Below are 14,277 nucleotides of genomic sequence, written 5' to 3' on the forward strand. Positions count from 1 at the left end.
CCGGTCAGCCGCCGTGGTACAGCCTGGGCACCCGGGCTGTCACGCCAGTGAGTAGTTCATAGGAAATGGTGCCGGCACAACGGGCCACCTCGTCCACACTCACATTCCGGCCCCAGAGTTCGACCGGATCCCCCTCGCGGGCATCGGGAACCGCCGACAAGTCCACGGCCAGCATATCCATCGACACCCGGCCGATCAGTGCTGCACGATGGCCCTTCACCCACACCGGGGTACCATTACCGGCATGGCGCGGATAGCCGTCGGCATAACCGATGGCGACAATCCCCATCGGAGTTTCCCGTTCCGCCCGCCAGGCCGCACCGTAACCCACCGCATCTCCGGCAGCGAGGGTCCGCACCGCAATCAGGTTTGATTCCAAAGACATGGCCGGCTGCAGCCCGAGGTCACTGCCGTTGCGCTCCGCCATCGGCGAGGCACCGTACAGCATGATCCCGGGACGGCTGCGCGTAAACAGGGGCTGGCCATCCCGGAAGTGAGCCGCCGAATTGGCCACGCTCAGCTCGGCATCCGGCCAGGGGGCCACCGCATCGGCAAACACCGCGGTCTGCTGGCGGGTGGCGTCATTGTCCATTTCATCGGACGCCGCAAAGTGGGTGACAAAACCCAGGAACGCCGACTTGCGCCCTGCCAGGACCGCCATCACCCGGGACAGTTCGGCAGGCCGAAAGCCCAGCCGGTTCATTCCGGTGTTCACCTTGATCCAGAACGCCGGGCCGGCAGCCTGCGCCGCCAACCAGTCGAGCTGATACCCGCTGTGCAATACCGGCTCGAAGTTTTGCGCCGCACAGGTTGCCATGTCCCCGGCCGCATGCACCCCCTGCAGCAACACCACCGGATGGGCCAGACCTGCGTCCCGGATCGCCAGCGCCTCCTCGATACACGCTACCGCAAAACAGGTAGCGTCCGGCGCCAGTGTCCGGGCCACGCGGGCAATCCCATGGCCATAGGCATCCGCCTTGATCACCGCCATGGCACGGGCACCGCCGGCAAACTGCCGGGCCAGACCGAAGTTGTGGCGGATGGCGGCCAGATCAATCCTGGCGACGGTGGCGCGGGGCATCAGTATTCCTCGCGATAGTCGCCATGGGCAAGATCTTCAAACTTGGTGAACTTACCAATGAACGCCAGTCGTACGGTGCCGATCGGACCATTCCGTTGCTTACCGATAATAATCTCGGCGACGCCCTTGTCCGGCGTGTCTTCGTTATACACCTCGTCCCGGTAGACGAACATGATCACGTCGGCGTCCTGCTCGATCGCTCCGGATTCCCGCAGGTCCGAGTTTACCGGTCGCTTGTTGGGCCGCTGCTCGAGGCTCCGGTTGAGCTGGGACAGCGCAACCACCGGGCAACTGAGTTCTTTGGCGAGGCCTTTGAGGGAACGCGAGATTTCGGAGATCTCCGCGGTCCGGCCCTCCGTCATTCCCGGCACCCGCATCAACTGCAGGTAATCCACCATGATCAGACCCAGCTTGCCCCCGTTCTCCCGGGCAATACGGCGGGCCCGCGAGCGCATTTCCGTCGGGCTCAGGCCCGCGGTGTCATCAATGTAGAGGGGTTTGTCCTTCAGCAGGGACACCGCCGACGTCAACCGTGGCCAGTCATCTTCCTCCAGCCGGCCACTGCGCATCCGGGTCTGGTCAATGCGCCCGAGTGACGACAACATACGCATGACGATCGAGTCTGCCGGCATCTCCATACTGAACACAAGGATGGGCTGGCCGGAACTGAGCAGGGCGTTCTCCACAATATTCATGGCGAAGGTGGTCTTACCCATGGAGGGTCGACCTGCGACGATGATCAGGTCCGCTGGCTGCATACCGGAGGTCTGGCCGTCCAGGTCGGTAAAACCGGTGGTCAGGCCGGTGATGGTATCGCCGGATTCAAACAGCTCTTCAATCCGCCCCAGAGCCTTGGTCAGGATGGGATTGATGGCCTGGGGGCCTGAGCCTTTCTTGGTGCGGGACTCGGCAATACGGAAAACATTGCGCTCCGCCTCATCCAGCAGGTCATCACTGGTGCGCCCCTGCGGATTAAATGCCGAGTCAACAATACCACCGGACACCTCAATCAGCTGGCGCAGCACCGAGCGCTCACGCACAATTTCCGCATAGGCGCGGATGTTGGCAGCCCCCGGGGTTTTCTCCGCCAGCTCTGCCAGGTAGCTCAGCCCGCCGGCATCTTCAATATCCCCTGCCCGTTCCAGGAATTCGGCAAGGGTCACCACATCCATGGGCTCGCTTTCGCTGGCCAGCCGCTCAACCGCGCCAAAAATAAGCCGGTGATCCTGACGGTAGAAATCGGCAGAGGTAATAATCTCCGATACTTCGTCAAAACGGCGGTTATCAAGCATCAGGCCACCAATCACCGCCTGCTCGGCCTCAAGGGAGTGAGGCGGAACCTTTACCCGGCTGGTTTCAAGATCGGTGGTAGGTCGCAGATTCAGATTTGCCATGAACGGGTCTTCAGTAATCTCAAGGGAAATGCCAATACCGGACGCACGCCGGAGCGTACAAGCATATCAGAAAGCAACAGGCCCGGAAGCCGCATTTGCGACCCGGGCCTGTTTCCGGAATCCGCCCGGCAGCATGGCCGCCCGACGGATTCCCGAGCTCAAACCTGGCCAGACAGCGCCCGGTTTGATCTCTTTAACGTACTGCTTACTCGGCAACTACCGCCAGTTTAACGGTAACTTCCACGTCAGAGTGCAGCTGCAGTTCGATCTCGTACTCGCCGATCGCGCGGATCGGGCCTTCCGGCAGACGAACTTCGCTCTTCTCTACTTCCGTGCCGGCCGCAGTGATGGCTTCCGCGATATCGCGAACGCCAATGGAGCCGAACAGCTTACCTTCGTCACCTGCCTTGGAGCTGATGGTGAAGGAAGCGCCTTCGAGTGCTTCGGCGCGAGCCTGGGCAGTCGCCAGCTTTTCAGCAGCAGACTTTTCCAGCTCGGCGCGACGGGCTTCGAACGCCTTCAGGTTGTCTTCCGTGGCAGCAACAGCCTTGCCGTAAGGAAGCAGGAAATTACGACCGTAACCGGCCTTTACCTTGACCTTGTCACCCAGTGAACCAAGGTTTGCAACTTTCTCGAGCAGAATAACTTCCATCTCGTTAACCTCTTCGTGCTTTATTCAGCCGGCCCGGAGGGCTTGATCCGCCCCCGGAAATCCAGCCAGCTATCCACAAACGCCAAAACCAGTAACAGAACCATCAGGCTCGGACCCAGCAGGACCAGGGCGATGTAGAACATCACCAGCCATTGCCCACTCATGTTCTTACGTCCAACCACCCCGTGCACCAGCGCCACACCCGCGATGAACAGCGGCAGGCCAAAGGCCCAGCTCAGCAGCAGCGAATTGAGGCCGAGAAACGACCCTGCCAGCATGATCGCCACACAGAGCACGGCGACCGGGCCAGACAGCCGGAAAGCATGGAACTCTTCCCGGAACCCGCCAGGGTTGTACAAGCCTGCCTGCCATGACCTCGCCAGCATTGTCATCAGCACCCCTGTTACCAGGAAGGTGCCAGTCATACTGGCGTTCATGCTCTGCCGGATGACCGACTCAAGCTCGTCACCCAGACTGCGGGCAACTTCGGCGTTGTACTGTTCGTAAAAACTCACCCCGGCGCGGACCAGGTTGTCCAGCATGTCGGGGTACAACACAGGCAACAAGGCACCTGTGGCAATGGCAAGAAAGCTGCCTCCAAGGAGGGCCTTCTCCCAGGACAGGGTTGCTCTGAGAACGGTCGCCATCAGTGTCACCTGCAGCAGCACGGCCAGTGCGGTCGGGTCTTGCCCGATCCAGCTCCAGCCAAGCGCCGGCAGCAGCGCCCAGAGCCCGATACTGAGCCCCTGGCTGAGACCCAGCCTGAGAATGACCAGGCCAACAACGGCTGCGCCAATCCAGAACAGCAAGGGTATCGCCGTCGTAACGGCTGCCACCCCACCTGCCTGCAGGGGACCGCGCATTACAAACTGTGCCAGTGCACGCATGGTCCCGAGTCCTGTCGTTCTATGTGTTACTTAGTTGTCGTGGCTGTCCGAGTACGGCAGCAGGGCCAGGAAGCGGGCGCGCTTGATCGCGGTAGCCAGCTGACGCTGATAACGTGCCTTGGTGCCGGTGATACGGCTGGGCACGATTTTGCCGGTTTCTGTGATGTAGCCTTTCAGGGTGTCCAGATCTTTGTAATCGATCTCTTTAACACCTTCTGCCGTGAACCGGCAGAACTTACGACGTCTGAAAAAACGAGCCATGAATTAACTCCTCAATTCCGGTGGTAATTTACTCTTCTTCGTCCTGGGCATCAGCCTGACGACGGTCGTCAGAATCGGCTGAACGGCGCGGACGGTCGTCTCCGCCGGAACGACGGTCTTCACGGGACTCGGCAGCTTTCATCGGAGACAGTTCAGTAACAGCCTCGTCGCGACGGATGATCAGGTCGCGGATGATAGCGTCGTTGAAGCGGAAGTTATGAGTCAGCTCGTCCATTGCGGCCTGTGAACATTCAACGTTCATCAGGACGTAGTGGGCTTTGTGAATCTTGTTGATCGGGTAAGCCAGGTGACGACGGCCCCAATCTTCCAGGCGATGTACCTTGCCGCCATCTTCGCCGATGACGCTGGTATAACGCTCGATCATTGCGGGCACCTGCTCGCTCTGATCAGGGTGTACCATAAATACGATTTCGTAGTGACGCATGAGTTCTCCCTACGGTTTAAACAGCCTCCCCCGGTATGCAGCTCCGCAAAGCGGGAACCTGGTGCCAGAAGAAGCAAGGAGGTGACAGACTCGCTGTCGGTTATTTCGCTTTCATTCAAAGCCGGGTTTAATTGCCGAAAACAGGTTTTCAGACAATAAAACACCGCCCCTTGAAAAAGGGGTCAGGCATTTTAGGCGTGTCGAAGCGACTATGCAAGCCTCTGGCGCAAGGCTTCGTAAAGACAGACGCCGGTGGCCACCGAGACATTCAGACTGTCCACATGCCCGAGCATGGGAATCTTCACCAGCAGATCGCAGTGTTCACGGGTCAGTCGACGCATTCCCTTGCCCTCTGCGCCCATCACCAGGGCCACCGGCCCACGGAAATCCGCTTCGTAGAGCGTACCCGCAGCCTCGCCGGCCGTGCCGATCAGCCACACTCCGGCGTCCTGCAAGCTACGCAAAAAGCGGGCGAGGTTGGTCACCCTTACCAGCGGCACGGTTTCGGCAGCGCCGCAGGCTACCTTGCGCGCTACCGGAGTAAGAGACGCCGACTTGTCCTTGGGCACCACCACCGCCTGCACGCCCACCGCATCGGCGGTGCGCATGCAGGCACCCAGATTATGGGGATCGGTCACTCCGTCCAGGATCAACAGGAAAGGGGTGACACCCGGACTTGCCATGTGCGCCAGCAAATCATCCTCGGACCATTCACGACTCTCACTGACCGCTGCCACAACGCCCTGATGAACGCCGGCAACCCGCTCATCCAGCTCCTTGCGATGCACCACACTCCAGCGCACCCCCAGCTCATCAAGGGAGTCGGTGATTGATTTCACCCGCTTGTCCTGCCGCCCGGTCTGAATCCACACCTGTTGGAGACGATCAGGCTCTCGCTTCAGCACCGCCTCGACAGCGTGCCAGCCAAATACATAATTATCAGTCACGACTCAACTTCCAGATTTTGCAGGCTTGCGGGATCGGCCACGGGCGGACTTGCCACCAGAGGCACCGGCACGGGATTTTTTCTTGCCAGCGGACTTGCCCTTGGCATCACCATCGACGGCCTTCCGGGCGCTCCCCGAGCCACGGGACTTCTTTGCCGCCTCGCGGGCGGCCTCCGCTGCCAACTGCTCTTTGGCAGATTTCGGACGCCCGGCGCCGGCAGAGTCACCGCCCTTACCGCGACCGCGATCACGGCCCTTGCCTTTACCCTTGTCACCACGAGCCGGCACGTCCAGCGCGGCAAGATCCGCCTTGCGGCGCTTCGGCGTGCTGGTAAGCTCCAGGTCAATCTTGCGATCTTCCAGCCCCACTCGCACCACCTTTACCCGCACCTCGTCACCAAGACGGAAACTGACCGCCGTGCGCTCACCGATGAGACGATGCTTGGCGGAGTCATGATGGAAGTAATCGCCACTGAGCGTGGAAACGTGGACCAGCCCCTCAATGTAGATATCCGACAGCTCGACAAAGAAACCAAACGGCACCACCGCAGCGATAACACCGTCGTATTCCTCACCCACATGATCCTTGAGGAATTCGCACTTGAGCCATGCCATGACATCGCGGGTGGCATCGTCGGCCCGCCGCTCGGTCATCGAGACATGCTCGCCCAGCTGCTCCATGCTGGCGTAATCGTAGGGATATACCGCCAGCTCGGGATCAGCGACCTTGGGCGCGACCACATCCTTGTTGGCACCCGGGTTATGGATGCAGGACTTGATCGCCCGGTGCACAATCAGGTCCGGGTAGCGCCGGATGGGCGAGGTAAAGTGGGTGTAACTCGAATACCCGAGACCGAAATGCCCGCTCTCTTCCGGACTGTAGACCGCCTGACTGAGTGAACGCAGCATGACCATCTGGATGACATTGGCATCCGGCCGCTCCGCCACCTGACCCAGCAACGCCTGGTAATCCGCCGAGGTCGGTGTGTCTCCGCCCCCCAGCGGCAGGCCAAGCTCGCCCAGGAACAGCCGCAGGTTACTGAGACGCTCCTCCGAAGGCCCGTCATGCACCCGGTACAGCGCCGGAATCTTGTATTTCTTGAGGAAGCGGGCCGTGGCCACGTTGGCACACAGCATGCACTCCTCTACTATCTTGTGCGCATCGTTCCGGTGCACCGGCACGATTTCCTCAATCTTGCGCTCGGCATCGAACACAATCTTGGTTTCGGTGGTCTCGAAATCAATCGCCCCGCGCTCGGTGCGGGCCTCACGCAGCAACTTGTAGAGACTGTACAGGTTGTGCAGGTGTGGCAGCAGATCCGCGTACTGGGTCGCCAGCCGGTATCCCTGCTCGGTGTCAGGGCGTTCCAGCATATCGCTGACCTTGTTGTAGGTCAGCCGGGCATGACTGCGCATTACAGCCTGATAGAAGGTATAGCCACTGATATTGCCTGCCGCACTGATGGTCATGTCCGCCACCATGCACAGCCGGTCGACATCCGGGTTCAGCGAACACAAGCCATTGGAGAGCTTCTCCGGCAACATCGGCACCACGTGGTCCGGGAAATACACCGAGTTGCCCCGGCGAATGGCCTCCTCGTCCAGCGGGGAGCCGGGACGCACGTAGTGCGACACGTCGGCAATGGCAACGACGAGGCGATAGCCACCACGGGGGCGCGGCTCGCAGTAAATCGCATCGTCAAAATCCCGGGCACTTTCATCATCAATGGTGACCAGCCGCATGTTGCGGATATCGACCCGGTTGGCCTTGTCCTTCTCGGCGACCTCTGCCGGAATAGCCGCCGCCTGCTCACCCACGGCTGACGGCCAGCTGTGGGGAATCTCATAGGAGCGGATCGCCACATCGATCTCCATCCCCGGCGCCATGTGGTCACCGAGAACTTCGAGGATCTTGCCAGTAGGCTGGGTGCGCTTTGACGGCTGCCGGAGGATTTCCACCACCACATACTGGCCGTGATACGCCTCTCCGCAATGCTCCTCGGGAATCAGCACCTCGTGGTTGATGCGGGCATTTTCCGGCACCACGAACGAAATGCCACTCTCCCGGAACAGCCGGCCAACGGTTTGCCAGGTTCTCGCTTCCAGCACTTCGACAATCACACCCTCGCGACGACCGCGGTCGTCGACACTGTCAACCCGCGCCGCCACCCGGTCACCGTGAAACACCTGGCGCATCTGGCGGGCACTGAGGAACAGGTCCGCCCCCCCATCATCAGGCACCAGAAAACCGAAACCATCCCGGTGGCCGACGACCTTGCCGGTCACCAGGTCCGCTTCATCTATAGGCAGGTAGGCCCCCCGCCGGTTACAGATCAGCTGACCATCCCGACACATGGCTATCAGCCGGCGGCGCAGGGCTTCAATGCTGTCCGGGGAGGTTTGGCCGAATTCCTGGCACAGGGTTTCGTGGGTTGCCGGCGCGCCGCGCTCACGCAGATGAGCCAGAATAAACTCGCGACTCTGGACGGGGTTGTCGTACTTTTCTGCCTCGCGGCGGGCATAGGGGTCTGCGTCTGATTTCTTCCTGGAAGCCATTCGGATCCTTTATCGGGTACCGGTGCCGCTTTATGCAGCACCCGGTTTTCATTGAGGTTGTCAGGAGTATAACGCCCCTCCTGCAAGGCTGCCTAACCGGACCGAAAATATTTTTGAAAAAAGGTTTGACAGGCCAAAGGGGAATCATTAAAGTACGCGCCATCGGTTGAGGGGAACACCTCACCGGACTGGCAGAACCGCTAAGTTTTCAATAAACTAACAGCGAACCTGCAAATCACCTGCCGAGGTGGTGAAATTGGTAGACACGCTAGCTTCAGGTGCTAGTGGGGGCAACCCCGTGGAGGTTCAAGTCCTCTCCTCGGCACCATTTCCTCCCCCAGGAAATGGCTGAAAACCCAATCCCTTGCTTACTCAAGATCAACGTTTACTTAACGTAAAATGCCCACTTGCGGTTGCTGCACGGTGGTTTTTCGCATGTCTGTGCGCTGGCCAGTCAGATATGCCGGAAACATGGCGCCACAGGCCGCCGCTCCGGCACCGCTGCCATTACTGCAACTGCTCGATCAGGTAGTCCGACAGGGTCTGGTATTCAAACTGCACCCGCCCAAACAGTGATGACGGCAGACTGGACACGTCGGTACCACAGCTGAGGTCTGCAGAATGGCCAGCCAACAACGCCTCACCAATAAGATCTGGCTGATCGGCCACATACTGGAGGCTGCCCGGCAACGGATAGACGAAGTGCCAGCGAAAGCCATTACTGTCCGGCAGTCCGGCGGACGCCGCCAGCGCCGGATCGAGGAAGCTGTAACCCAGCAGGCGATCAAATCCGTTACGAAGGTCCAGGTCCAGCTGCAAGGCGGTAAACTGCGCCGGCTGAGGATCATGGCCGGCAAAGGTGTACGACTGCTGCGCCGAGATCACCCGGCCCGCCGCCATAACTTCCGCCGCAAGGGTGGCCTCACAGTCCTGCAGCTCCCCGACAACGGCGACTTCCTCCTCCAGGACCTCCCCCGCTTGTAACCGGTACCCGAGGAATCCGGCACTGATGCGACCGTAGTCCGGGATCAGGGTTCGTGTGCCGTCGGTAATACTGGCCACCCGGCCTTCACCATCCAGTGTCCACTGCCAGGTGACGGCCGGCTGACCGCCCAATTCCGAACCTGCCGCCAGCCCTGGCTGGCAACTTGTCGTGGTCTCAAAGGTGGCGCGGCGGGCACTCCAGTCAAACGCCAGGCGCTCATCGGCGCCTTTCTGATCAAAAAACGTCCGGCTTGCCGGTGCCAGGGAGAGTGTCGGCCGCCACTGGGTGCCGGTGGCGGCCATACGGCCGTCGGCGTTGGCGAGACGAACCATCTCTATCATGGATGGCATCATGCAGCCATCGGCAGTGATCGAGATCAGCCGACCGTCGGCCTGGTAATCGAACACCAGCTCCGCGGATATCGCCAGATGGCTACTGCCGGTCGGCAGGTCGCCACTGTCCGGCACCGCGCTCACCCGCTGCCGCCGCAACAGCACCGGGTTGGTCAGATCCGGCGCCACCCCCGGCAACACCACCTCCGCGACATCAACATTGTCATAGCGTCCGGACGGTGCCGCCTCGTCCACGGCCCGGAGAATATCCGGGGCACCGCGGACCAGTGACGCACCTAACAGGAAAATCTCGCTGGCACCCAGAACCGTTTCGGTACCATCCCCGGCCGCCAGCACAGCGTTGGCACTGTCCGGAAACTGGCCAGCCAGGTAGCGGGCAAACGCCCTAGCGTAGGCATGGGCACGATGATCTCCGGCGACGACATAATCGCCGTACAGGTTGATACTACCCAGCAAGGCTGCCAACTCGCGGGTGGAGTCATCCCCAAGGGCCACCCCCATCAAACCCAGGTGACGGGCAAGCGTGGTCAGCGGTGTTACATTCCTCACCCCGGGCGGCGCGGACAGCAAGAACGCCCGCTCCACCGGCCGATCTCCACTCGCGGTTTCCTCCAGGGTCCGGCCGGGCAGCGCGACGGCAAACAGCGCAAAGCTTCGCGGATCCAGGTCCGGGGCCTCGCCGGCGTCCCGAGCCAGGCCCGAAATATCGAGCCGGAACTGGCCACCGGCACCGCTCATGGCGGTGGGCTCACCCTCCTCCAGCACAATGTTGATACCGGAATCCAGGGCCAGTGTCAGCGGGCCCGGCGTGTACTGGCCGTTACCGTCGACATCAAGCCACACCCGTGCCTCGCGCAGATAGCCGTCGATGACGCGACCACTGTAGACGGCTGTCGTGCTGTAACCGACCCCGTCAAAGTCACGACCATCCACCGGCAGCTCGGTGGATTCCTTGTTGCAGCCGGCAGCGGCAAGCATGAGTGCAGTAAGGGAGAAGGCAAGCAAGCGTGTCATGTCAGTAACCGCAATCCATCTGTGAGACCGAACGGACACTGTAGGGGATGTCGGGATAGCGAACCTTGATAGGCTTGGCAATTTGTAAAGTTTGGTAACCGCCCGGTTCCGGTAACGGCGTAGCCGGAATCGGGCGATCAGGGGGCTACGGCCAACGCCGCAGCGATCCTGGCCCACTCAGAAGGAGCGGGCGACGATTTCCTTCATAATCTCGTTGGTGCCGGCATAGATTCGCTGCACCCGGGAGTCGGCCCAGGCACGGGCAATCGGGTACTCCCACATATACCCGTAGCCCCCGTGAAGCTGTACGCACTCGTCCATTACCTTGCACTGCAGATCCGTCGTCCATTGCTTGAGCATGGCCGCGGTGGGAATATCCAGCTTTTTCTCCAGGTGAAGCTCGAGGCAGCGGTCGCAGAACACCCGTGCCGCGGTAATATCCGCCTTCATCTCGGCCATTTTGAAGCGGGTGTTCTGGAAGGCGATGACCGGCTTGCCGAAAGCCTTGCGTTCCTTGACGTAATCAAGGGTCCACTGCCAGGCCGCCTCGGCTGCCGCGACCGCAGCCAGCGCCACCTGCAGACGCTCCGCAGGCAACTCCTGCATCAACTGGAAGAAGCCCTGCCCTTCACCAGCCCCCAGCAAGCGGTTGGCCGGCACCTTGACGTCCTGGAAGAACAGCTCCGAGGTATCCTGCGCCTTCATCCCCACCTTGTTGAGGTTCTGGCCTTTTTCAAAGCCCTCCCAGGCCGTCTCGACCAGCAACAGGCTGGTGCCCTTGGCGCCTTCCTTCGGATCCGTCTTGGCAACGACGATCACCAGATCCGCCAGCTGCCCGTTGGTAATAAATGTTTTCGAGCCATTGAGGAGGTAGTGATCGCCGGTCTTCAGTGCGGTGGTTTTGACGCCCTGCAGGTCAGACCCGGCGCCGGGTTCTGTCATGGCAATGGCACCGATCATCTCGCCCGTCGCCAGTTTCGGCAGATAGTACTGTTTCTGCTCGTCCGAGCCGTAATGCAGGATATAGGGCGCCACAATGTCCGAATGGAGGCCCCAGCCAATGCCGGACAAGCCGGCACGGGAGATCTCCTCGATCACCACCGCGCTGTAGCGGAAGTCGGCCCCGACGCCACCATACTCCTCCGGCAGGGTCGGACACAGGAAGCCCAACGCTCCCGCCTTGAGCCATAGTTCGCGACTGACCTGGCCGTCTTTTTCCCACTGGGCATGGTAAGGCACGGCCTCCTGCTCGAGAAACTTGCGAAGCGAATCGCGGAACCCATCCAGGTCGGCGTCAAAGAGTGTACGTGGAATCATCTTGAACCTCGGTGTGACATGCTTGTGGTTGTAGTCACACAAGTCTGTGGCGCCGACGGGGATTGCTCAATGATGAAAACCATCAATCGGGATGACCAAAACCGCCTTCCGCCACCATCCCGGTGCGCCAGGGCGCCGGGTGGCAAACCACGGTCTAGCGGCGGTCCTGCCGGGCCTGCAGGCGCGCCTCGCCCCACCGGGGCATCAGGGTCTGCGGAATGCCCAGGTGATCCAGCAAGCGCGCCACCACGAAGTCCACCAGGTCGGCAACCGATTCGGGACGATGGTAGAACCCGGGACTGGCCGGCATGATAACCGCGCCCATGCGGGTAAGCCTGAGCATGTTCTCGAGGTGAACTTCTGAGTAGGGTGCTTCCCGCGGCACCAGAATGAGCTGCCGGCGCTCTTTGAGGGCAACATCGCCGGCCCGCTCGATCAGATTGTTGCTGGCTCCGGTTGCCAGCGCCGACAGGGTGCCGGTACTGCAGGGACAGATCACCAGCGGCGCCTTGCCACCCGAACCCGAGGCTGGCGGCGCAAACCAGTCTTCCCGTCCGAACACCAGCACCTGGCCCTCCCGGGCTCCGGCATAGGAGGCCAGGGCCTCCTGCATGGCGGCAGTGGATCCGGGCAACTGCAGGTCGGTTTCGGTAGCAATTACCACCTGGGCAGCACGGCTGATCATCACGTGCACCCGGCAGTCCGCCGCAACCAGGCACTGCAACAGGCGTAGGCCGTACTGGACACCGGAGGCCCCGGTTACGGCCAGATTAACCGTGCGACTGAATTCAGGTGATGTCGTCATGATCAGGGCTCACTGGTTTCGCTGGAATTATTGTCCACTGAAACTACGTTCAAGGGCGGCAATCAGTTTCTGATGAATACCGCCAAATCCACCGTTGCTCATGATCACAATATGGCAGGGCCGCGGAATCTCGTCCAAGACCCGTTCAATCAGGCTTTCCACCGACGTTTCCAGCCGATGACGACCGGGGCCCCCGGAGTTCTGCCGATCGTTTTCAATCAGCGTCGACAACCAGTCGAGATTGCCGAGATTGGCCCAGACCACCCGGTCGGCGGCCGCCGAACTCGGCAGCAACGCCTGCTGGTGCACCCCTTGCTGCATGGTATTGGAGCGCGGCTCGATGAGGGCAATGATCGTCTCATCCCCCACCTTGTTGCGCAGCCCCTCCAGGGTGGTAGCGATCGCGGTGGGGTGATGGGCAAAATCGTCATAGACCCGAATACCGCCAACCTCTGCCAACAACTCCATCCGCCGCTTTACGCCGGAAAAACGGCACAGTGCCGCCACGGCGTGATCCGGGGTGACTCCGACATGACGAGCCGCCGCAATGGCAGCCAGGGCGTTGCGTACATTATGCAGGCCGGTTTGCGACCAGCGCACCGTAGCCACTGGCTGCTCGTGATGGACCACCATGAAATGGCTGCCGTCCTCGGCCAGCAACTCGGCACGCCAGTCGCTGGCGGTCGCACATTCACTGCCCACCGAGGTGTCCTGCACACTGCTCCAGCAGCCCATCGCCAGGGCCCGGTCCAGATGGCTGTCCAGCACCGGACGGACGATCAGGCCATTGGAGGGTACCGTGCGCACCAGATGGTGGAACTGGCGCTCGATGTCCTCAACGCTGGCAAAAATGTCCGCGTGATCATACTCGAGATTATTGAGAATCAGCGTCCGGGGCCGGTAATGCACGAACTTGGAGCGCTTGTCGAAGAAGGCGCTGTCATACTCATCCGCCTCAATCACGAAGAAATCGCTGCTGCCAAGCCGCGCCGATACCGGGAAGTCCTGGGGGACACCACCTACCAGGTATCCGGGATCAAAACCGGCCTGCTCGAGGATCCACAACAGCATGGAGGTGGTCGTGGTCTTGCCGTGGGTGCCGGCCACCGCGAGCACCCAGCGCTTGCGGAGCACCTCCCGGGCCAGCCACTCGGGACCGGACATGTAATCGATTCCGCGATTGAGTACCGCCTCCACCTCCGGGTTACCCCGGGACATGGCATTGCCAATCAGTACCAGGTCTGGCGCAGGGTCCAGATTGGCCGGATCATAGCCGTCCATCAGGCTGATACCCTGGGCTTCAAGCTGGGTGCTCATGGGCGGGTAGACCCCGTGATCAGAGCCGGTGACAGTGTGGCCCAACTGCCGTGCCAGCACTGCCAGGCTGCCCATAAAGGTGCCACAGATACCCAGGATATGAACGTGCATTTGAACTCCGTGTGCTGATTTCAATGGTGCCAAGCCTCCTGTATCTGTGGTGACCCGTCAAGGCCATTTTTCGGCGACATGAGTGCAGAGCCGGGCTGTGGATGTCCCTCATGAAAATTGCCGGGGATTGGCGTATCATTCGCGGCATTCGT

12 protein-coding genes and 1 tRNA gene are annotated in these 14,277 nt (G+C 60.9%); 1 reads left to right on the forward strand and 12 read right to left on the reverse strand.

The genetic code is table 11. From position 1 onward, the window contains the following. Window positions 1-4 precede the first annotated feature (4 nt). The 8 genes from alr to rnr form a co-directional block, all read right to left on the reverse strand. Window positions 5-1,081, reverse strand: coding sequence for an alanine racemase (gene alr, locus CLH61_RS11540; protein ID WP_099614883.1), 1,077 nt, complete (start codon window positions 1,079-1,081; stop codon window positions 5-7). Continuing rightward, the gene (gene dnaB / locus CLH61_RS11545; RefSeq protein WP_099614884.1) at window positions 1,081-2,475 is read right to left on the reverse strand and encodes a replicative DNA helicase; all 1,395 of its coding nucleotides are present in this window, start codon (window positions 2,473-2,475) and stop codon (window positions 1,081-1,083) included. The genes alr and dnaB overlap by 1 nt, the downstream gene beginning before the upstream one ends. 205 nt (window positions 2,476-2,680) lie before the next feature. Beyond that, entirely contained in the window at window positions 2,681-3,127 is a 447-nt protein-coding gene (gene rplI, locus CLH61_RS11550; protein ID WP_099614885.1) for a 50S ribosomal protein L9, read from the reverse strand. Between the two features lie 20 nt (window positions 3,128-3,147). Then, window positions 3,148-4,014 (reverse strand): YybS family protein, encoded by an 867-nt coding sequence (locus CLH61_RS11555; protein ID WP_099614886.1) that lies wholly within the window; start codon window positions 4,012-4,014, stop codon window positions 3,148-3,150. Window positions 4,015-4,044: 30 nt separating this feature from the next. Further along, window positions 4,045-4,275 (reverse strand): 30S ribosomal protein S18, encoded by a 231-nt coding sequence (gene rpsR, locus CLH61_RS11560; RefSeq protein WP_071264330.1) that lies wholly within the window; start codon window positions 4,273-4,275, stop codon window positions 4,045-4,047. Window positions 4,276-4,303: 28 nt separating this feature from the next. After that, window positions 4,304-4,720 (reverse strand): 30S ribosomal protein S6, encoded by a 417-nt coding sequence (gene rpsF / locus CLH61_RS11565; RefSeq protein ID WP_099614887.1) that lies wholly within the window; start codon window positions 4,718-4,720, stop codon window positions 4,304-4,306. A gap of 209 nt (window positions 4,721-4,929) precedes the next feature. After that, complete coding sequence (rlmB, locus tag CLH61_RS11570) at window positions 4,930-5,667, reverse strand: 23S rRNA (guanosine(2251)-2'-O)-methyltransferase RlmB (RefSeq protein ID WP_099614888.1); 738 nt, start codon at window positions 5,665-5,667, stop codon at window positions 4,930-4,932. Between the two features lie 3 nt (window positions 5,668-5,670). After that, the gene (rnr, locus tag CLH61_RS11575) at window positions 5,671-8,223 is read right to left on the reverse strand and encodes a ribonuclease R (protein ID WP_099614889.1); all 2,553 of its coding nucleotides are present in this window, start codon (window positions 8,221-8,223) and stop codon (window positions 5,671-5,673) included. A gap of 241 nt (window positions 8,224-8,464) precedes the next feature. Here rnr and CLH61_RS11580 point away from each other — a divergent pair. Beyond that, window positions 8,465-8,551, forward strand: a tRNA-Leu gene (locus CLH61_RS11580). A gap of 179 nt (window positions 8,552-8,730) precedes the next feature. Here the strand turns inward: CLH61_RS11580 and CLH61_RS11585 are convergent. From CLH61_RS11585 to mpl, 4 genes are all read right to left on the reverse strand, one after another. Further along, on the reverse strand, window positions 8,731-10,575 hold the full coding sequence (locus CLH61_RS11585) for a hypothetical protein (RefSeq protein WP_099614890.1): 1,845 nt from the start codon (window positions 10,573-10,575) through the stop codon (window positions 8,731-8,733). Window positions 10,576-10,752: 177 nt separating this feature from the next. Next, window positions 10,753-11,892, reverse strand: a complete 1,140-nt coding sequence (locus tag CLH61_RS11590; protein ID WP_099614891.1) for an acyl-CoA dehydrogenase family protein — start codon at window positions 11,890-11,892, stop codon at window positions 10,753-10,755. Window positions 11,893-12,046: 154 nt separating this feature from the next. Beyond that, window positions 12,047-12,697, reverse strand: a complete 651-nt coding sequence (locus tag CLH61_RS11595) for a flavin prenyltransferase UbiX (protein WP_099614892.1) — start codon at window positions 12,695-12,697, stop codon at window positions 12,047-12,049. A 27-nt stretch (window positions 12,698-12,724) separates the two neighbouring features. Beyond that, window positions 12,725-14,125 carry a UDP-N-acetylmuramate:L-alanyl-gamma-D-glutamyl-meso-diaminopimelate ligase gene (mpl, locus tag CLH61_RS11600; RefSeq protein WP_099614893.1) on the reverse strand — a complete coding sequence of 467 codons (1,401 nt, stop codon included), beginning with the start codon at window positions 14,123-14,125 and terminating at the stop codon, window positions 12,725-12,727. Window positions 14,126-14,277: the final 152 nt, after the last annotated feature.

Source organism: Marinobacter profundi (assembly GCF_002744715.1).
Classification (GTDB): Bacteria; Pseudomonadota; Gammaproteobacteria; order Pseudomonadales; family Oleiphilaceae; genus Marinobacter; species Marinobacter profundi.